The sequence below is a fragment of the Scytonema hofmannii PCC 7110 genome, assembly GCF_000346485.2.
In the GTDB taxonomy this organism is placed as follows: domain Bacteria; phylum Cyanobacteriota; class Cyanobacteriia; order Cyanobacteriales; family Nostocaceae; genus Scytonema; species Scytonema hofmannii.
In genome coordinates, this window is the sequence record NZ_KQ976354.1 from 75,675 (window position 1) to 96,321 (window position 20,647).

The 20,647-nt window shown below is 41.3% G+C and carries 19 protein-coding genes; 9 read left to right on the forward strand and 10 right to left on the reverse strand.

Annotated elements, in window-relative coordinates; translation table 11 throughout:
* Nucleotides 1–26: 26 nt before the first annotated feature.
* The 3 genes from WA1_RS00375 to WA1_RS00385 all read right to left on the reverse strand — a co-directional run bounded on the left by WA1_RS00375 (nt 27) and on the right by WA1_RS00385 (nt 5,070).
* A complete protein-coding gene (locus tag WA1_RS00375) occupies nt 27–1,301 on the reverse strand; it encodes a DUF389 domain-containing protein (RefSeq protein ID WP_017742215.1) in 1,275 nt (424 codons plus the stop codon).
* Between the two features lie 176 nt (nt 1,302–1,477).
* The gene (locus tag WA1_RS00380; protein WP_017742214.1) at nt 1,478–2,737 is read right to left on the reverse strand and encodes a fasciclin domain-containing protein; all 1,260 of its coding nucleotides are present in this window, start codon (nt 2,735–2,737) and stop codon (nt 1,478–1,480) included.
* Between the two features lie 287 nt (nt 2,738–3,024).
* A complete protein-coding gene (locus WA1_RS00385) occupies nt 3,025–5,070 on the reverse strand; it encodes an ATP-binding response regulator (protein ID WP_017742213.1) in 2,046 nt (681 codons plus the stop codon).
* Nucleotides 5,071–5,429: 359 nt separating this feature from the next.
* Between WA1_RS00385 and WA1_RS00390 the strand changes: the two genes are divergently transcribed.
* Together WA1_RS00390 and WA1_RS00395 are read left to right on the forward strand one after the other, a co-directional pair.
* Complete coding sequence (locus WA1_RS00390; protein WP_017742212.1) at nt 5,430–5,699, forward strand: hypothetical protein; 270 nt, start codon at nt 5,430–5,432, stop codon at nt 5,697–5,699.
* Nucleotides 5,700–5,924: 225 nt separating this feature from the next.
* Nucleotides 5,925–6,368, forward strand: a complete 444-nt coding sequence (locus WA1_RS00395) for a DUF3611 family protein (RefSeq protein WP_017742210.1) — start codon at nt 5,925–5,927, stop codon at nt 6,366–6,368.
* Between the two features lie 83 nt (nt 6,369–6,451).
* Here the strand turns inward: WA1_RS00395 and WA1_RS00400 are convergent, their stop codons facing one another.
* Nucleotides 6,452–6,832, reverse strand: coding sequence for a sensory rhodopsin transducer (locus WA1_RS00400; protein ID WP_017742209.1), 381 nt, complete (start codon nt 6,830–6,832; stop codon nt 6,452–6,454).
* 549 nt (nt 6,833–7,381) lie between these two features.
* Between WA1_RS00400 and WA1_RS00405 the strand changes: the two genes are divergently transcribed.
* The 5 genes from WA1_RS00405 to WA1_RS00430 all read left to right on the forward strand — a co-directional run bounded on the left by WA1_RS00405 (nt 7,382) and on the right by WA1_RS00430 (nt 12,382).
* Nucleotides 7,382–8,203, forward strand: a complete 822-nt coding sequence (locus tag WA1_RS00405; RefSeq protein ID WP_033334851.1) for a hypothetical protein — start codon at nt 7,382–7,384, stop codon at nt 8,201–8,203.
* Nucleotides 8,204–8,229: 26 nt separating this feature from the next.
* Nucleotides 8,230–9,045 (forward strand): ion transporter, encoded by an 816-nt coding sequence (locus WA1_RS00410; RefSeq protein ID WP_017742207.1) that lies wholly within the window; start codon nt 8,230–8,232, stop codon nt 9,043–9,045.
* 82 nt (nt 9,046–9,127) lie between these two features.
* Nucleotides 9,128–10,138, forward strand: coding sequence for a mechanosensitive ion channel family protein (locus WA1_RS00415; RefSeq protein WP_017742206.1), 1,011 nt, complete (start codon nt 9,128–9,130; stop codon nt 10,136–10,138).
* A 146-nt stretch (nt 10,139–10,284) separates the two neighbouring features.
* On the forward strand, nt 10,285–10,914 hold the full coding sequence (locus WA1_RS00420) for a hypothetical protein (RefSeq protein ID WP_017742205.1): 630 nt from the start codon (nt 10,285–10,287) through the stop codon (nt 10,912–10,914).
* 967 nt (nt 10,915–11,881) lie between these two features.
* Nucleotides 11,882–12,382 carry a PRC-barrel domain-containing protein gene (locus WA1_RS00430; protein WP_017742203.1) on the forward strand — a complete coding sequence of 167 codons (501 nt, stop codon included), beginning with the start codon at nt 11,882–11,884 and terminating at the stop codon, nt 12,380–12,382.
* A 52-nt stretch (nt 12,383–12,434) separates the two neighbouring features.
* Here the strand turns inward: WA1_RS00430 and WA1_RS00435 are convergent, their stop codons facing one another.
* The 3 genes from WA1_RS00435 to WA1_RS00445 all read right to left on the reverse strand — a co-directional run bounded on the left by WA1_RS00435 (nt 12,435) and on the right by WA1_RS00445 (nt 14,438).
* Nucleotides 12,435–12,956 (reverse strand): HPP family protein, encoded by a 522-nt coding sequence (locus WA1_RS00435; protein WP_017742202.1) that lies wholly within the window; start codon nt 12,954–12,956, stop codon nt 12,435–12,437.
* A 112-nt stretch (nt 12,957–13,068) separates the two neighbouring features.
* Complete coding sequence (locus tag WA1_RS00440) at nt 13,069–13,437, reverse strand: four-helix bundle copper-binding protein (RefSeq protein ID WP_017742201.1); 369 nt, start codon at nt 13,435–13,437, stop codon at nt 13,069–13,071.
* Between the two features lie 332 nt (nt 13,438–13,769).
* A complete protein-coding gene (locus WA1_RS00445) occupies nt 13,770–14,438 on the reverse strand; it encodes a BON domain-containing protein (protein WP_017742200.1) in 669 nt (222 codons plus the stop codon).
* A gap of 327 nt (nt 14,439–14,765) precedes the next feature.
* On the opposite strand from WA1_RS00445, the gene WA1_RS00450 reads away from it, so the two are divergent.
* Complete coding sequence (locus WA1_RS00450; RefSeq protein ID WP_017742199.1) at nt 14,766–15,167, forward strand: hypothetical protein; 402 nt, start codon at nt 14,766–14,768, stop codon at nt 15,165–15,167.
* 213 nt (nt 15,168–15,380) lie between these two features.
* Nucleotides 15,381–15,761, forward strand: coding sequence for a response regulator (locus WA1_RS00455; RefSeq protein WP_017742198.1), 381 nt, complete (start codon nt 15,381–15,383; stop codon nt 15,759–15,761).
* Between the two features lie 370 nt (nt 15,762–16,131).
* On the opposite strand, the gene WA1_RS00460 is transcribed toward WA1_RS00455, so the two are convergent.
* From WA1_RS00460 to WA1_RS00470, 3 genes are all read right to left on the reverse strand, one after another.
* Nucleotides 16,132–18,204, reverse strand: coding sequence for a translocation/assembly module TamB domain-containing protein (locus tag WA1_RS00460; RefSeq protein WP_051077028.1), 2,073 nt, complete (start codon nt 18,202–18,204; stop codon nt 16,132–16,134).
* A gap of 47 nt (nt 18,205–18,251) precedes the next feature.
* The gene (locus WA1_RS59195) at nt 18,252–18,746 is read right to left on the reverse strand and encodes a hypothetical protein (protein ID WP_272819035.1); all 495 of its coding nucleotides are present in this window, start codon (nt 18,744–18,746) and stop codon (nt 18,252–18,254) included.
* A 169-nt stretch (nt 18,747–18,915) separates the two neighbouring features.
* Nucleotides 18,916–20,427: an AsmA family protein gene (locus tag WA1_RS00470; protein WP_051077026.1), complete on the reverse strand. Its 1,512-nt coding sequence runs from the start codon at nt 20,425–20,427 to the stop codon at nt 18,916–18,918.
* Nucleotides 20,428–20,647: the final 220 nt, after the last annotated feature.

Sequence of the window (20,647 nt, forward strand, 5' to 3'; positions counted from 1 at the left end):
CCATTTATATGTTATTTCTTTATATGTTAAAGACTCTCAAGCACGCTGACATCAACTAAAGGTGTAATGTTGAAGTTTTGTTGTAGCAAACGAGTTTGAATTGCTTGAGTCAGGCGAGAGCGAATTTCAGCAGAAGATGTTGTAACGCCCGCACGACGTTGAACGTAAACTACACAAAGCAATGTATTCTGACTTTTTATATCGGCACGGGTAAAGCGAGCATTTGCCTCTACCAAATCGGTTAGAGGATTGTGATTGACAACCTCTTGAATTTCCGCGTTTGCTCTTTGAGCAAGGGAAGCGCGTTGCAAATTTGGGGAGTTGGTAAACTGCCAGCTGAGCAAGCTAATGAGTGCGATTGCAGTACATACCAATGCTACGGGAAACAACCAACTTTTGCCTCGCTTGTAGCGTACCCCACGTGCAGACAAACCAAACAGTCGGAACAAAGAGGCAGCTGTTAAATTAATGCCCGCAAGTTGCAGTAGTAGGAGAAACAAAGCGTCAATTGCCAGATCCCACCTACCAAGCACGCTTGCCATACCTACAATACCTGCAGGAGGAGCAAGAGAAGCAGCGACTAGCATTCCAGTGGCTGCTCCAGAAACCAAGCTACTTCGCTCCGATTGAATTAAGTTTAGTGCTCCTGCCGCCCCAGCTGCTAGAGGCAAAAACACTGCTACTGAAGAAACTTGACTGTTTTCAATCATCAAGCTTGTAGGAATTTCTTGACGCATAATTAAACTGAGCATTCCAGCGATCGCGATCGTGACAGCTAACGCTGCAAAATAACGCAGTATACTGCGCCCCATGAGTTGGCGATCGCCTCTAGCTGTGGCAATTGCTACATTCATTGCCGGACCTGCAAATGGAGCAATCAGCATTGCTGCAGTTAGTAAGTAAATTGTATTGGTAAACAAGCCAGACCAGACGACAAAACCTGCTGCTGCTGCATACCCCAAAAAGCCTTTCCAAGAACCAACACTTTGCAAACCAGAGAGAAATATTTCAATTGGACTGCGTTCTTCTACATTTGTGACCTGTTGAGGAGCTTCTTCTTTTGGAGGATGTAAAGTTACAACACCTGAGGGGATCAGAGTAATATGTACTTTAGATAGGTTTTCCAATTTTGCCAATAACTTCTCAACGTGCTGATTGGAAACATGAACTAGTACTATATCAATAAATTCCTCACTGCCTTTTGCCTGGAACTCGGCAAGGTTCACTCCATCAACAGACTTAGCAATATCAAGAACCTGTTGTCCTTGTTCGCGTGGTACTTGGATAATGACTTGGCGCATAATTTCCTCCTGTAGCTAACCATTTTGCAATGCAGGAGAGTTGTGTGTCTAACTAAAGAATTTGCAGATGTCTTTAGAAACTATTGAAGTTGCAACCAACTCCTATCGGTCGTCCTACATTAGTTTCACCCAAAAATGCCCCATTCACTACTGCATTTTTTGTAAAGTTATTGCTCTTACCTTCCTAACTTATTTAGATCGAGGTTGGGTGGTAGTAACACTTCATCAACTGCATGGATGATACCGTTGCTGGCTTGGATGTTTGGTTGAACTACACTTGCATCATTGACAGCAATTTGATTGCTAGTTCTATTAACCTTCACATTGATGGGTCTGTCTGCAAGAGTTTTCAATTCTCCATTACTGAGTTTATTGGCAGTTATTTCACCAGATACCACATGATATCTTAAAATCCTAGCAAGAATTTCTTTGTTCTCAGGTTGTAACAATTTGTTCAACGTCTCTTTGGGTAAAGCAGCAAACGCCTTGTCGGTTGGAGCAAAAACAGTATAAGGACCTCCATCTCTGAGAACATTTGCTAAACCTGCTGCTTTTAATGCAGAACTCAGTGTAGTAAAGTTCAATGTTGAGAGGGCATAAATATCCCCAGGTTCTGTTGTAGAAGTCGTTGTGGAAGTTGTTGATGTATTTTGACTAACTTGGTTGTTGCGAAGAGCAATGTAATTAGTCGCTGAAACATTGTTAGCCAGTGGTTCCACACGTTCTTGCTGTACTAAAGCTTGATACAACAATGCCGCTGCTTCCGCACGAGTTAGAGTTCTAAGCGGATTGAGAGTTCTTACATTTGGATAGTTGACAACAATGTTTGCTTCAGTTGCAGCCGCTATAGGATTGATGGCATAAGCTGGTATCCGTCCGGCATCTTCGTAGTAAGTTCTGAGAGTATTTGCGGGCGTCTCCTTAGCAGATAAACGCAATCCCTGTGCTATGGCAGTTAGAGCTTGTGCTCTAGGAATGGGTTGCTCTGGTAAAAATAAGCCACCACTGTAGCCTTGCATAAATCCTGTTTGAAAGGCTTCTCTAATGGCAGAAACAGCCCAGTAGTCAGCAGAAACATCTCTAAATCCAGTATCACCTAATGGACGAATTTGATTTTGCTCAAAAGCATTGGCAATCATTGCAGCAAATTCTGCACGTTCCACAGGTTGTTCCGGTCTAAAGGTTCCATTAGGAAAGCCTGTAATGATGTTTCTTTGAGCTAAGGCTTGAATGAATGGACGCGCCCAATAATCAGGTGCAACATCAGAAAAGTTGTTTACACTCTGACTTGGAGTTGGAGATGGAGATGGAGTTGGAGATGGAGAAGTTGTTTGAGCAATGGCAGGAACAGAAGTTGTTAGGGGAACCATTGCACCAACTGTCATAGCAATAGATAGTAAGGCACTACCTGATGACCTACGTAAAAAACTACGCATTGTTAATATCCTCTAAATGCGAGGCTAGCTTTTAAGCTTCGCCCCAAGTATAACTGGAAAGCCCGATCGCTTCTTATTCTTCTCAAAGCGATCGGAAAAAATAGGCATTGCACAATATACAACGCCCAGCAATTAGTGAAAGAAGAAATTGAGGTTAAGTTATGAACGCGAATTAAGTCACTTAACTACTTCTGGTTTGAAGATAACTCTAAAAAGTGGAAAACTTGTGGAGCTTGCAATCGTATTGACAAAAATACCTTTATACTGTGGCTACTACTTCAGGTTCTTCAGACATTCTTGGCAAGCCTAGAGACAACCTCAACTAACTCAACCGCCCTAACTGGTTTAGCCAAGTGTACCTGAAATCCGGCATTGATAGCTTTTGTGTAGTCCTCTACTCTAGCATAGCCCGTAAGTGCAACTGCTTGAACGCGCCCGCCTATCTCCAGTTCAAGTTCTCTGATTTTACGAATTAGTACGTAACCATCTTCTTCAGGCATCCCGATGTCACCGATTAGTACATCCGGTCTAAATTGTTCGAGTGCTGCAAGCGCCTCCCTGACTGAGCCAACAGCCATCACTTGTGCTCCACGCTCAGCAAGCACTGTGCTAATCCATTCCCGCACGTCAGTTTCATCGTCTACAACTAACACTCCCACCCCGTTAAGGCTTGCAGGATTGTCTAATGGTGTTGAATCTTCTTCAACAGCAAGCGGCTGTGTCTGGCGTTCCGGATCGCTTACTTGAGAATTTTCTGGTGAGGAGACAGTTATCAATGGTAGCTGTACAGTAAATGTCGCTCCTTGTCCTTCGCCCGGACTGTCTGCTTGGATAGTACCTCGGTGTAATTCGACAAAATGACGTGCGATCGCTAGCCCTAAACCCAGACCCTTATTAGAACGAGTACTTGTGGCATCTGCTTGACGGAAGCGATCGAAAACATGGGGTAGAAAGTCAGCACTAATACCTTTACCCGTATCGCTGACTTGAATCTGGGCGTAACTTAGGAACTGGGGCGATTGTTCCCTACTCTCTACTCCCGATTCCCTGCTCTCCTCCTTTGACAATCGCACCTCAACCCGTCCGCCATTCGGTGTAAACTTGATTGCGTTAGAGAGTAAATTTAACACAACTTGTTGCAAGCGCTCTGAGTCACCCCAAATTGGCTCTATTGTAGTATTAGGAATAAAATCTAGTTGAATTGCCTTAGCATTGGCTGCTGCTTGCACAACCTCGAGCGCTGCAGTTATCACTTCCACCGGGTTAACCGAGCGGCAATTTAGCGAGATATCTCCCCTAACAATACGTGAAATATCAAGCAAGTCTTCAATAAGTTGCATCTGCAAGTTGGCATTACGCTCAATAGTCTCAATGGCAACAGCAGCCCTAGAAGCATCTAGCATACCTGTTTGTAACATCCCAGCCCATCCCAGAATTGCTGTCATAGGAGTACGCAGTTCATGAGAAACTATTGCTAAAAACTCGTCCTTTGCTTTGTTTGCTGCTTCTGCTGACTTGCGTGCGGCTTGTTCGCGCTGCAGGAGTTCTTGGCGTTCTTCCTCAACCTGCTTGCGCTCAGTAATATCTTGCATAATTTTTGCAAAACCACGCAAATTCCCGTTCTCATCTTGTAGAGGTGTAATGATACAATATGACCAAAAATGAGTGCCATCCTTGCGTGCATGCAAGCGATTCTCTTTAGAAAAACCTTCAGTCAATGCTGTCCTTAGTATTTGCTGGGGTCTGCCTTGCTCAATTGCTTCTGGTGTGAAAATTCGCTCGAAAGGTTGACCGAGAATCTCGTGTTCCTGATAACCTAAAATCCTTTCTGCTCCAATATTCCAACTGACAAAGTAACCGTTTGGATCGAGCATGAAAATAGCGTAATTTCTAGCTCCTTCTACTAGCAAACGGTAACGTTCTTCGCTTTCGCGCAGGCTTTCCTGACTTTGACGTAAGCGCTCGTGATTTTGCTGAGCTGTACGTGCGTTCCTCTCAGCTTGCTGTCGTGCAAAGCGTAAAGACGAAGTGAGCGAATTAATCAGCAGTGCTACTAACACAAACTGGGCTAATCCCACTAAACTTGACAAGCTTACATCCCATAGGTAGCCTCGTCTAAAGAAGTAAGTGCTAGCCACAGCAGACAAAACAGTTGCTAATAGCCCCGGTCCCATACCACCGTACCACGAACTTACCATAACAGCAGCTAAAAACAGTGGGTAAATGGTTAACTTGTGCAGATACAATAGCAAGCGTGTCGATAGTAGAGCCAGTAAAACCGTTACTATAGGGACGCTATAACGTTTTAATTGAGAGCGCGTCAATTTCACCATATTCTATTTCTCTGGCATTTTTTCTTAATTGATTTTCTAGGATTGCTATATTTCTGCTCCAATTTTCCACTTTTTTAGTTTAAGTTATGAAACAAATTATAGTTTTATACCAATTTAATATGAAGCTTGCATATTATTTTTACCCCTCCTAACCTCCCCTTATAAAGGGGAGGAAAATAAATTTCCTGTTTCCCCCCTTTATAAGGGGGGTAAGGAAAGATGCCACGGATAGTAGAGTTTTTTCTATGCATCTTCATCTGAAAACCGTATTACCCTAAATTTAACCAAGTTCATAAATTAGTTTTAGCCACAAAAAATCTTTTTACAATTATAAGCTTCTGAAAAAAAAGGATTGAAAAATGAAAAATATTTGGTCATATTTCAGAAAATGGTTAAGCTTAAGTGTGGCAACATTCTTGGGGTTGCTTGCAATTCAGATTGGATTACCTGCACTTCTTCTTTTTCTCCAAGTATCCTCCTTTGAACTTAATATCGGTGATTTGTGGATTCTGAATTGGGAGAATGAGGCAAGCGGTTCTGGCATATGCTTTAATCTAGTGCCTTTATTAGCGATCGCTATTATAGTAAGTTTAGTAGGGATTTTCATGAAATCGCTCCGTAAACGTTAATTTTTTTAGTCCTGTATCCACTAATTCTCCACTATTACTATCTAACGTAAAGTGACACGGCTTAATACTGAGTTAATACAGTTTTTTTAGTTAAAATTATGTTGAGTAATTTAGAACCCTTTTCCCATCCCCCAAGTAAAAAAGAATTTGCCAAGACTTTTCGCGTAGTGAGTCGAATCAGTTTTTGGGTACAATTAGCACGCTTGTAGTGTTTCTTGTCTTGCGTTGTTGTTTGCGTTGTTCAGCCGTAGTGTCACTACCCAAACGAAGAACCTTGGTATTGGATTCGCTATATTTTTAGCTATTGTTGGCTTTTTCTTACTATGCTTCCGAATCTATTGGGCTTTCCGTTATAGGCATTTAGCTAAATTACTACAAGCACCAAACCCTGAAATACATCCTAAGAAGGAAGACTTAATTCAAGTTTTACGGGTCTGTTCAATAGCTAGTTTTTCTGGTCTGTTAGTAGCTTTTCTTGGCTCTGAAGTGGCTGTTATTGCGATATTGGCAAAAGCTCTAGCCCAACCTCAAGGAGTAGCAGTTTATAACCCAGAACAAGTCATTCGTTCTCTAGATATTTTTGTAATGTTAGCCAATGTCAATATGATTGGGACTCACTTTTTTGGTGAAGTTACTTCTTTGGGATTACTCTATTGGGTAGAGGATTGAATTACATAAATTTACAATTTATATAGATATATGGGTAGTTATTGCCAATATCTTAAAAAGCACAATGTTCTGCGTTCTCTTAGTTAGCGATCGCTGGCATAGGCAACAGTACTGAGTAAAGCATTTTCAGACTGCCTGGAATCCAATCGAGTATGCTGCACGACTATAGGAACATCTGACTCGATGACACTGGCATAGTCAGTGTCGTGAGGAATTGGTTGAGGATCGGTTAGATCGTTAAAACGCAGGTGCAATGTGCGGCGAGCCGGAACGTTAATGTGGTAAGGTCCGATAGGTTCGCGATCGCTAAAATAAATCGTGATTTCTACACGAGCATCTTGGTCTGAAGTGTTCAGCAAACAAGCGGTCTCATGACTAGTAAATTGAGGTTCCGGACCGTGACCATAGGCTGGGATGTAGCCCTCTGCTATTGCCCATCTCTTCTGTCCAATGGGTTGATTCATTGCTTTGCTACCTTTTGTTGAGATTGTTCTTTATAGCAGATTCTAACTAAATGAGGTACAAGTTGTTGTAAGGGCGCAAGGCGTTGCGCCCCTACTAATGTACTTCATTTACCTGAAAAATGCTGTAACTTTTTACCTAACTACTTATCATTGACAGTATCACTATAAATCTAACTTTCACAACTTCCTTCCTCTGGTGGATAGAAATGGAGAAACAATTCTTGTTCCAATCGCCACTTAGAGACGGTAAATAAAGATCCCAAAACAAAGTAGTTTTCAATTTTAGTAGATATTCTGAAAATTCCTATGAATTATGCACAAGTTTTCCACTATTGAGGCTTATCTTCAAATTGTAGTGCCTGACTCAGTCCTTTAAGTTGAACTACAAACGAACAAGGTAAACAAGATAAATGTGAAATTATAAAACGGCACTGGCACCCATACTTGCAATCGGTGGGCGATCGCGATACCCATTCCTAAATTCTTGTGGGTAAATCAATCGCAAGCAGAATGAACAGTAAATTTCAAGAAACTTCAGGAGATTTTGTAATGAATAAATTTGTTAAAAAAAGTACTTTTATCCACAAACTGTGGAATCCCAAAGGAACTATTGCTCTAGCACTAGCAGCTTTTATACTTCCCGCCTGTACCAATAACTTGGAAGCACGCGATCCAGAACCACCAGAAAACAATGTCACGACAGAAGAAGTTGCTGACAACACAAACCAACTGATTGGAAAAACCGTTACGGTTAGAAGTACACCTGTTAAGAAAATCGATCCATCAACCTTTACGATTAGGGATCAGCAATTCTTTGCTAGCGAACCCATTCTAGTTGTCAATGCTTCAGGAAAACCCTTTGTTTTGCCGACTGACTTAGGTACACAAATTCAAGCTACAGGAGTAGTTCGTCAATTTGTGGTTGCAGAGGTTGAGCGAGAATACAATTTAGATTTAGATCCAGAGTTGTACGCTGAGTACGAAAACAAACCTGCGATTATTGCACAGTCGCTTGCACAAGCACCAAAACCTGGTGAAATTACCACAGATCCCAACCAATACTATGGTAAAAGGCTAGCAGTGACAGGTGAAGTCGAAAACATTAGAAGTACGAATTCTTTCACTTTGGATGAAGACAAATTGTTTGGCGGACAAGATTTACTGGTCTTACACTCGACTCCACAACCAAAGGTGACTGAAGGTGAAAAGGTTGCAGTGACAGGTGTACTTCGTCCTTTTGTCGTTGCTGAACTCGAGCGAGATTACGACCTTACTTGGGATTTAACCTTGAAGAAGAAGCTAGAAGCAGAGTACAGTAACAAACCCGTGCTAGTTGCGAACGAAGTGTATCCCTCAGCAATTCCGCAATAAACAGCTAGCGTATAAAACCGCAATTTATGAGCAATCCGAATCTTGTTGAAAAACAAGCTCTCGATCGAGAGCGTGGGGAAGTCTTGCAACAGCTAGAGGATTGGTTGGAAGCGCCTATGCTGGTACTGGGTTTTACGTGGCTAGCATTATTCGTCATTGAACTAATCTGGGGACTAAACCCTCTGCTAGATGTTGTTAACACGACTATCTGGATTATTTTTATCCTAGATTTTTTAGTTAAATTTGCCCTTGCTCCCCGCAAGCTCTCTTACATCAAAAGCAACTGGCTAACTGCTGTCTCTCTGTTATTACCAGCTTTGCGTACTTTTCGGATTATACGAGTAGTAAAAGCACTACGAACAGCACGGGCTGTCAGAGGGTTGCGGTTATTGCGCGTTATGACTCGTATCAACCGAGGTATGCGGGCTTTAGGAGCAAGTATTAACCGTCGAGGATTTGGTTATGTCGTAGCGCTAACAGTCATTGTTACGCTGGTGGGAGCAGCAGGAATGTATGCATTTGAAAACGAGGTTGCTGATGGTTCGGGGCTGAACAACTATGGCAATGCTTTATGGTGGACGGCAATGCTCATGACGACGATGGGTTCTGAATATTGGCCCAAAACATCTGAGGGTCGCGTGCTTTGCTTTTTTTTGGCACTTTATGCGTTTGCAGTATTTGGCTACGTCACTGCAACTCTAGCAACTTTCTTTATTGGTCGCGATGCAGATGACGACGAAGCGGAGTTAGCAGGAACGAAATCAATAGAGGCACTTCATATTGAAATTGCAGCATTGCGGGAGGAAATTCAAGAATTGTTGTGTCAGAACTCAGAGCGATGAGACCAATCTAGAGCCAAAAGGAGGAATTAAACTTAATTAATTTTTACTAATATTAACAAAAAACCATCGGTGAGGAAGATTCATGAATGCAGAGATATCCGCAGCTTGGAATAAAGTTCAAAGCATGATTAACAGTTTTATCGTTCTGCTACCGAACATTGTGCTGGCGTTAATTGTTTTTGTACTTTTTTTCTTTATTGCTAGGACGATCAAGGGACTGGTTAAGCGATTGACTCGCAGCCGTCGCCACGCCCGAAATCTGGGATTGGTATTGGGACGATTAGCTCAGGGTTTGACAATTCTGCTTGGTCTGTTTATCTCCCTATCCATTGTGATTCCCTCATTTAAAGCAGGTGATTTGATTCAATTGCTAGGAATCAGTGGTGTAGCAATTGGTTTTGCATTTCGTGATATTCTGCAAAATTTCTTAGCTGGCATTCTAATTCTCTTAACTGAGCCGTTCCAAATCGATGACCAAATTGTTTTTAAAGACTTTCAGGGAACGGTAGAAAATATCCAAACAAGGGCAACAACAATTAGAACTTATGATGGTCGTCGTATTGTAATTCCAAACTCTGAATTGTTCACTAATTCAATTACTGTCAACACCGCCTTTGAAAACCGTCGTATTGAGTATGATGTTGGCATTGGCTATGGGGATGATATCGAGCGAGCAAAGCAGTTAATCCTGGAGGCAATCCATAGTGTAGACACTGTATTGAAAGAACCAGCTCCTGATGCACTGGTGATGGAACTTGCTGAAAGTACTGTCAACATTCGCGCTCGGTGGTGGATAAAGCCGCCACGGCGTGCCGACGACCTTACCTCAAGGGATCGAGTTCTTTCTGAAATAAAGAATAAGCTAGTTGAAAACGGTATTGACTTACCTTATCCAACTAGGCAGATTTTGTTCCACGATCAAACTGAGGAAACAGATGGCGATCGCACCCGTCAGCGTGAAGGTTGGCCTGCGGGTAAAAACTCTGTCCCTAAGCCTCGCAGCATTAGCGGCTCGCTCAGGCGGCTTGCTGAATTACGGGCGCAACGTGATGACAACGGTCAAGTACCTTCTCAAACAGCTAAAGACTCATGAAGAATGTTCAGTAGGATGGGTACTGCCCACCAACGGCGAATGAGGGGCAGTGCTATAAAATCCGATCTCTATTCGATCTCTTTTTAGATAAAAGAATTAAAGAAACGAGGAGGTCTAAGAAAGTTTAAAAAACAGAAATTCATGTTATGAAAAAAATCATTTGCTTAGGGTTAATTAGTATTTTAACAGTAGTAACTATACTAAGTATTAATAGATTAAAGTTGCAGGCGTTTCAAACAGAATGTTGTCATTGGTCAGGTATAATTTCTAATCCATATATAGATATGACAGAAGAAGCATGGGGTCAGGTAGGTGCTGTGACATATCCAACAGCTGCTCAATGGATGCGTACTCATAACGGCATTAGCCACCCCTTAGATGAAACACAGAAACGATATTTACGCTCCTATTTTGGAGGGTTAGTTGACCATGTTGTAGTCATTTATAACGCTAAATTAATGGATGACTGGTTATATGCTGATTTTAAGATAGATATTGGACTTGTTGATTCTATTGCTCAAACTTACTGCGAACGAATTTATCTTGAAGAGTCATACAAACCTAGCGATTTTGGTCAGCTGATACTGTTATCTCATGAGCTTGTACATTCAAAACAGTGCAAGCGATTTGGCGGTGCAAGTAATTTTGGATACTATTATTTTAGAGAATTTAAAAGGGTCGGTCAGATTTATGAAAATAATACACTGGAAAAAGAAGCTAATGAATATGAGAGACAATTTGCAGGGTGGCTTTCTAATCAAATAGCGAGTAATTGAGTCTTTTTGATTGGCTTGCCATTGTCACTGTGGCTGATAGGTCTGTGGAAGTTGGTTTATGGTGTACCTGTTATTGTCATAGGATTACTTTGTCTGCCATTGATAACTGCGGTTCTAACAATTAAATTAACTTTATTAACTCTTTCAGTTTGGATAAATAAAAAACGTTTTTTGAACAAGCAAAGTAGTCCTAAAATTTCTTCATTAATGCATTATTATCTCATCAATTTAGCCGCATTAATCTTTGTTCCCTTCTTAGCTTACTGGAATTTATTGGGGTTTCAATTTTAGTTATAACTTTAAATCGAGAAACTGGAGTTTAGACTAGTCTAAACTCCAGTGAGAAAAAGAAGTTAATTCTTAGTGATGGAATCCATTCCAGTCTATATTAAGTTGTATTATAGCGTTTCCCAGTCTACTGAAGTACAAATTTATCTGCGTCCATCTGCTACAGGGTGCGGTTAATTATTTCTTTCTGTACCTCACGTGAGTGGGAATTGCTGTAATCATCGTAGCTAAAGGTGTAGCGGTGAACCCGTGGACAAGAATATCTAACGGTAGAGTTTTGATGTTTTCTAAGATAGTAACCTGAAGTCAATAAACTATAGAGGCTGCACTCAGAAGAATGCAAAAACCACGTCCCAGTAATATATTAATACGTGCCTTCGTATTAATTTGCGCTAGCCTAGCAATCTTCGTGCTTGGTTCAATAATTTTTCACGCAAGTCAACAAACGAGGGAAAGCCCTGAAATCCTTGGAAACCCAAAACAAGGATTGTTGAAGTAATGCGATCGCAACCTCACCCACCATCCTAAATTACCGGATACTGGTTACAATTTTCGCGAACAGTTGGAAAACAATTATTCAGTAATTAAACATCCTCCACTAGTTTTCCACTATTGATGCTTAATCTCAAAATGTCTGGACTTGAATGTAATAAATAATAGTCATTAGGAAAATAAAAACATGGCTTTGTACAAACTTGATGAATACGATCCTAACTACGCTAGTGATGTTTTTGACGGTCATGACATCAAAAACTTTGATGTTTATGCTGATGGTGATAAAGTTGGTTCTGTTACTAACGTGCTAGTTGATGAAAACGATGGTCGGTTCCGTTATTTCATTATTGATACAGGCTTTTGGATTTTAGGCAAAAAAGTATTGCTTCCAGTTGGTTTAGCTCGCCTAAATTATGATGATAAACGATTGTATGTTCCAGGATTGACTAAAGAGCAAGTGAAAAATTTGCCAGAATTCAGTGAAAATTTGGCACTTGACAATGATTATGAGGAGCGAGTCAGAGGAGTTTACCGCCCGTTAGCGGGAACAACAGCCCTAAGTCCGTTTTCTTATAACCCCGCTACCTACAATTATTTGCAAGAGCCTTACTTTTATGATTTGAGCGATCGCAATCTCAGAACCTATGAAGAACGCTTGATAAGCAAGCGATACCAATCACGGTAGCGAAACTAATGTGCTAGAAACCACCTTTGCGAGAATCAATGTAAGCTTTGGTTCATGACTTCGAGCTAAGGTATGTTAGAAGCCATAGAGCAAAGCGTTCCAATCCAACCAACAAGGCAGTAATGCCCACAGCTAGACCAAACAAAACTAGATTATTTTCATTGCTAGCTTTTAAGGCAAAGCTTAAGGATGTGGCAACAGCTGGGGGATGCATAACATCTAACAGTATCATCAGCACGATTGTAATAATCATTCCAGTTCCACCAGAGACGTAACCCGAACCTAACAGCGTGTATGTTACAAAACCGATTCCCGCTGCCATCATTTGGGAAATGACTAGAGTTCGCACAGTATTTGTACCGTGCTGAGGATCGAGATAAATGAGAAAGGCGCTAGAGGCTAAGGATGCAAACAACAAACGCTGACGGGTTAGTACTTCCACTAAGGCAAACACGCTCAATATGACTGCTGTTGGGGCAGTGGCTAAAGCTAACTCACCCTTCCAAGTTAGGCGTTTGCGGAGCGATTTAGTCGCACTTTTCAAAGGCTTTAAGCTGGAACGATGAGGTTTCATTCTAGCACTCTAATAAATTATCTATTTTCTAGAACTGGCGTCCTCACCCATTCTACACAGGTGGCGGGCGGGACGCCCGCACCACAAGAACTTTTTTTAATTTGGAAGTTCTTTATGCAGTTGCCATTGACATTTGCCGACAAGATTCAGCACAGCGATGGCACATATCAGCGCAAGCTTTCATTTGAGCATCATCACCCATACGCTCGCAATCTTGAGCGCACCGATCGCACACTTCTGCACAAACGCCACAAGTACGGGTATGAAGGTCAGAAGTTCGCAACATAAAATTAGCACTGGTTACACAAATTTCAGCGCAATCAAGCATTAACCGGATGTGAGATTGTTCCGCATGATTACCACCCTTTTGTAGACAGTAATTTATGGTATTCAAACAGATACTATGACAATCTAAGCAGTTTTGAATACACTGTTGCATTTCTTGGTTAACACGATCTAAAGTAAGTTGTTGTATTGCCACAATTTTTACCTCTCTACTTACTAAATTACAGGCAGAATAGCCTTTAAACTTACTTTATAAATATAGAAATGCAGATGCGTCTATCAATAGCAATAAGGAATATTTATTACCTATGAAATAACAGTATTTCATATGAATTTCATTTTAGAGGTAACCCAATTGATTGGAGTATTTGTTAACTCCGTTCATATTTCCTTTCAGTAGATTCTCTGTTATTGCTTGACGATCTCTTCTACCTAGAGGGCGGAGATCTGTAACATCTATTTGTAATCTTGAATACAATTTTTCAAATTCAGCGCCATGGGAAAGTGCAGATTACAAGAACCACTTTTTCAATTCTCTGGATAACGAATGGCTAGCTTATCCACTACCATAGTGACTCCTGTAGTATAAGAAGCTGTGTTATGGGCTGCTCGCCATGCTGCCCAATTAGGAACAAAACCTATTAAAGAAACTCTACTGTTCTCTACTATTACATTTACATCTTCAGCTTCCACATCCATGTTGCTTTCCAAAGCATTCTCAATGGATTTTGCAATCTCCTCATCTCGAGCGTCTTTAGTAGGTACAACTGCTAGTTCATTGATAACATCTATGACTCCAGTAATTCCATAAGCAATATCTTCCGCCTGAAATTTCTTCCAAAAAGCATCTACTGTACCATGGAGAGTTAGTAAACCTCCAATAACACTGACATCTATCTTATTGTCGTCAATATCCGGGTTTCTAGCGAGACTATTTACAACATTTGATGCAACTTCTTCATCTGTAAGGACGGGTGTCATAGGCAGATACTGGACCCATAATTGATTGTTTATCTTAAGTATTCCTACAACCTCTCTAACATCTTCCTCAACAATACGTTTAGCTCTAGAACTTGATACTGTACCTGTAAGAGTGACTTTGGAATTATTAACTATTACATTAACTTCAGATGTGTTCGCACGGTCATCCCAGCAAAGTTTATCTACGATTATGGTTCTAAGTTCTTCGTCTGTCATAACACCCTCCTTAGTCGAACTTGTTCGCCTATAAATGTATAGCTACTCTAATAACCACTTATCAACCGGACTGTCTGAACGAGCAAACGCCCAGTCAGATAATATCTCTAAATAGTGGAAAACTTGTGGAGCCTCCTTGCAATACTACCAAAATTGAATATGAACTATAAAGCAGTCAGATAAATATATCCAATATTAATTGTTTGCAATTCCTCATCTGCTCAAGTTTTCCACTTTTAAGTTCTATCTTTTAAAGATGAGTCTAAAATACGTGGTATCTCCCGATTAGAACTGCCCATTCTTGCTGTTAATTTGAGATAGACAACTATGAGCGCTCAAATATATTCTTTTCCAGAACCATCAAGCAAGCTCAAAATAAAAACAACAATGACAGGACACGCTACTAAAACTATTCAGCTGAACTCGCTAGCTGATTTAGATCGGATTGTATCCGAACAGTTTGATTTACCTGCACGTCCATATTCAACAGATATTAACGCTGCTTTGCAATTAGTTGCCGACGTTTTGGAAAACTTTGAGTGTCCTCACTTTGAAATATCTCATCGTGAGTCTAATGCTTTTCCAGGTCTACCGTTTGCCGTCAGCTTTAACCAAGAAAGATGGACCTATGGCAAAACAGCGCCTTTAGCGATTTGTCACGACGCTTTGCATAAGTTCAAAGGAGTTGCAGTCACAATTCCTGGAAGTTACTACTGGAATCTAGACTAACGAATTTTTAAGTGTTCTCTACTGAGGACACACAAAAACTCCTGTATCTAGCAGATAATTAGAAATAGAAGCAAATTTTGGTAACAGAAGCAGTAGAACTTTAACTTTACACAGTTCTTTAAAAAATATAATTAAGTCCGGTCATTGTTAGGACAGAAAGTTTTGACAAATTGTAAGAAAATAGTAGAATATGTAGAATGAAAGATGATAACAATGACAGCTAAACAAATTCTAGTTATTGATGATGAAGAGGATATTCGCAAGTTAATTCAGACCTGTTTGGAGATCATGGGAGGCTGGCAAGTGCTAACAGCCCCATCAGGTCGCGAAGGGCTGCTATTGGCTCAGTCTGCTCAGCCTGATGCTATTCTTCTAGATGTCATGATGCCTGATATAGACGGTCCGACCACCTTTCAACAGCTACAGGCAAATCCATCAACTAAGGATATTCCTGTAATTTTACTAACCGCTAGAGGGCAAGCTGCCGAACATCGTCAGTTTGCTCAAATGGGTGTGACAGGTGTAATTAAGAAACCTTTTAATCCTCATAAACTAGCTGACCAAGTAGCGACAGCTTTAAGCCCAAATGTTTAATTCATATTGTTAGCTATTTAAGTTGAGCTAATAACATTATTTCCTTAAAGCACTATGGTTATTATCTACAAAGGGGAGCAAAGGTGTCGTTTACGTAATATATAGCGGTTTTCAGTTGGTTGCAATACATTGATAATGGTCTTGTGGAACGGATGAGACGCCTGTTCTAGGGGAAAACTAGATTTCCAGTTCCCTCCCCTTTTCTAAGGGGAGGGCTAGGGTGGGGTAAAAACAATGCTAAAACCTCGATTTGTCAGATCTTACAGACTTGTATGTACACTGTAGCTTTATTAAGGGAGGCGAGGTGGGATCATCTGTCGCTAACATTTGGAGAAACGGTATAAGATGATAGGAAATTACGGTGTTTTTGTTAAAACCGAGTCTCGTACTGAATTTCAAATCTACTTTCGTCTTCCAAATCGGTAGAGCCTCGCATCAGAATTTCGTCATTGACTCGGTAAAGCAAATTATAACGGAAAGATTCATTGGTCAGAAAAACCCGTGATAGGGAGACAGAGAAATTTTCAGTAATATCAAACACTCCCTCTGCTGCTAAGCTTAAAACCGAAGCCCGTGATGATTCATTAGCGACAGTGGTAGGATACACCCGGAAGGTACTAAAGCCGATCGCTTGTCCTATTGCACTAATGTTTTCTTGCAAACCACTCAACAAAGTAGAACCAGCAAAGGTAGCAATTCCCAATGCTGAATCTGTCTGACCTAAAGTATTGATAATAGAACCACCTAACAACGCAATAATTTCTGATTCACTCCGACCGGGTGTACTTGTTAATTCCAGATTGTCAGCTAATTCACTAGCGGGTCCTCTGACTCTGGCTTCAACGCGAACAGTTTCTAAAGTTCCTAAGCTGGTGACAGCTGGAATATCGCTAATTTCAGCAGAAAAAGGCGAGTTTTGAATACGGTTTCCAGTCGATAACGCTCCTGTTGTCTCTGGTACAAATGCTACAAGTCGGACATCAAGGACGGGGTTGAGTCCTCCACTAGAAGTAAACACTGCGGTGTGTTCGTAACCCCGTGCTAAGGTAAACTGAGTAGTAAATAAGTTAACTTGTCCTCCTGTAAGACGAATAACACCTTGAGGACGAGGATTTGCTAAGTTGCCATTAATAGTTAGGTCGCCTTTTGTTTCAAAACTCAGTATGGATTCACTCAGGAGATCGCCTCCAGGAACAAAGTCTCCAAATAATGGCTGAGTTGTTATCCGAACATCATCGCCTAAAACAAGCCGTAAATTTTCAAAGTCTATAGGTATAGGCGAACGGGCGGTTGTAGTTGCAGCGCTTCTCGTTGAACTACCTGATTCTCTTCTCCTCTCAAAAGTTGTGGTGGCTGATGTAGGTGGAGTATTAGCATCTTGTCCTATCTTGACTCGACCATCGCTCAAGCGAATTTCTCCGCCAATTTCCGGGTTAAACACTGTTCCCCCAATGACGACATTACCACTGACATCGCCTTGATACAACTCTTGTACTTGCAAATCCAGGTTTTGTAGCGATACCGTGAGAGGATTATTAATAGCTTCTTGTTGTACTTGAGGTATTTTATACAGGGGAATGACTCCCTCCGCAGTCAATCGACCCCCATTGTACTCTCCTTGAACGCCTTCGACGATCGCTCTATTCCCATTAAATTGCAACGTTCCTGTGACATCTGTTAATGGTTCGGTCAGCGCCGCGACCTGCAAAGTAGCATTTTTGACTGTGGTATTTCCCGTAATAATTGGTTGGTTTAAAGTGCCTCCAACTTCTACATTCAGTTGTCCAGTTCCATTGACCCAAGTCACTGCATCGGTAAATAGATTTAACAGCGCTAAGCCCTCATCTTGCACGTTGGCTGTGACGCTAATTTGATTGCTATCTGGCTGCGTGTCAGCGCTCGGCAAGGCAATGGGTACGCTTCCTTGAATTTCTAATGGCTGCGTACCTGCCACTAACACGTTAGTGGCAAAATTGAAACGAGCATCGTTATAGTTGAAGCTCAATTCTCCTGACTGCACGGGTTGCTTGTTTACGGTTGCATCGACTAACGTGACTTCTCCAATGGCTTCGGGGTCTTCTAAACTCCCTCCCAGAGTGGCAACAGCATCGACTTGACCTGTGACATCAACTGGATATCTTTCTATAAAAGGCTGAACTAATGATAGAGGCAGATTTGAAACGCGCACTTGTCCCGATAGTTCTTGACTTCCTAACTGTCCTGTGAAAGCCAGTCGCCCTTGTTCTAAATTAACGCGCAGTGGTAATAGTGTGATGCTCTCATCTGTATAAGTTCCTCTAGCTATGAATTGTTCAATAGTGTATTCTCCCCATTGCGCTTCAGTGCTTTGAAGATTAAAGTCCGCATTCAATCCTGTTTGCAACGAGCCTGTTATCTCGATTTGTCCGGTGAGAGTCCCTTGTAATTCTGCAAGTGTTGGCAATCTCTGTGTTTCTTCACGCTGTATGCGCTGTTGTGCTACGCGGTTTTCTATTTTCTCGAAAACTCTAACTGGGCGAGTAAATCTGTATTGGGTAAACCAATCGGCTTTGTTTGAAGTACTTCTGCTCCCGCTAATTCCGGAGTCTGCAAGCCGGAAGAAAGGTCTTGATAACCAAAAATGTTGAATGCTTGTAATATTTTCTGGATTCTGGCAGAGTCAAAACTAATTTGGGTTTGAAATTGAGGGTTGTTTCCAGTTTGTAAGTTTCCGCTTAAGGATATGCGACTATCATCTAGAAATAACTCCCCATCAGTTAGCGTTGCAACACCATTGGCAAAATTGATGCGCCCTCGGAATTCATCTGCTGTGGCTCTACCAACTCTAGGTTGAGCGATCGCTACGTCTCCTACAACTGTAAACTGGTCTAAATTAATCGCTAAATCCCCAGATATTTGTCCGGCTAGAGGTTGTAAATTGGGATTATATCCAGGAATGAAGTTTTCTAGAACCGCCACAGGAAAGTCTTGCACGTTGACGAGCAAGGTTTCTCCCTCAGTTCTGCCAGTTGCGACGTATTACTAGATAGCGGAAACTTGAAGTATCTTGGAGTCAATCATAGTCAATCGTTCTCATCAAAGTTTCCCAGTATTCACTCACACTTTTATTAGCATCAATTGCTTTCTTCTTTGAGTTTTTTCCAGGTGGCTGGTGTCAAGTCGCTTGAACATTGGAGAGAGCAAGCGTTAAAGGCTGTTTACCGCCAACAGAGCCTGTCACTTGGGCATTGGCGGTGACATTACCAATGGTGATGGGAGTTGAGAAGCCATATTTCTGTGCGATCGCATCTGCTGGAACACCTTGGGCTTGAAAGTTAAAGTTCACCTGATTTTGTTTGCGTCCAAGTTGAACCTTACCGTTTCCAACGATTTGCCCTCCTGCAACTGGGGTTAACCGCAGGTTGGATACAGTCAGTTGAGATGCAGTTTCTGAGATATTCAATCGGAAGGCAGTGCTAATATCCTTAAAAGGAACGCGGTCAATTTGAGCGGGTTTTGTAGTGCTAGCGGTTCCGCTCAAAACTGGTTGTTTGATAGATCCGTTCAACTTAATATTTGCTTGTAGTTCTCCTGCTACCGGAACTGGCACATCGACATTCAGTGTGTCTACAACGTTTTTAGCACTAACTGGTTTGGTTTGAGCTACGACATTGAATCCTGTTTGAGTACCAACTGTTCCATTTGCTATCAGGGGAACTTTTCCATAGTTTGCACTGAGATTTTCTAAAGTAACCTGTTGACCCTGGAAAATTAATCTTCCACTTGCATTAGTGAACTTTTGTGGAACGTTTTGAATCTTAGCAGTAACGCGATCGACATTAGCTGTTCCTGTTACAGCAATTTCTGGCTGAGCCGTTGGTTGGTATTGAACTGTTAGGTCACCATCTACACGACCCGCTTGCAGGATAATTGGTAACTCAATTAATCGACTGATATCAGCTGCTTGTGCATTTTGCGCTTGGACTTTAAGGTTTGTTTGTAGTGTTTTGAGTTGCGTCTCTCCATTTAACTTTAATACCCCTCCCCTAGTAGGTTGAGCGCTAATTTGATAATTAATCTTTTGATTTTGAGATAAAATCCGAGCAGTTCCATTGACCGCATCTAATGTTACATCACCATTAGGCTTTCCTGGTCTAGGTATTGGATTTAATACCACATTACCATTCTGAAGCCGAAGAGTCTGTAACTCAGTTTGAATAAAACCTCTTCCCTCTCCAGTTTTAAGTTGAGTCGTTATCCAGCGTCCCTGCTTATCCTGGTCAATGTATGCATTTGGCTGAACAAGAGTGACATCTAATTCCAAAGTTCGAGTGAAAAGGAGCTCCAACGGAGAAAACTCAACCTCCACAGCTTTTGCAGCCACTCGGTCGGGATCTGTAGGGGTTGCTGGTATTGATAGAGAGCCAAACCTAAGACTTGTTAGGGAAAAACGCTCAACTTTTCCTATTTTTATAGGTCTTCCTAGTAGCTGTTTGAGATTTCTTTCAACTAAAGGCGCTAAATCTTGATAGACAAAATTTCTCAACCACAAAGCACCGCCAGCGATCGCAACTAGCAGAATGACACATAAAATTAGACTAATACGTCCTAATAGAAAGAGCCTTAAACGAGGATTAGGTGGACGATTTGGCTCTTGTTCGTTTCCTAAATGTGGAGAACGCTTCATAAGTCGTTACCAGCATTGTTTACCGCTATCGAGTAGTTGACGTGCGCTTGCTTTGGGTAAAGTAATTTGAGCATTATCTTCCTTACCTTATAAGAAGAAATAGGCATTGCACAATTCAAATATGAATTTAGTCTAGTTATTTCTAAACCATTTTAAATGTGCAATACCTAACCATTGGTAAGAGGGCAAATTGAGGTTAAGTTGTTGAATGCTAGTTAAA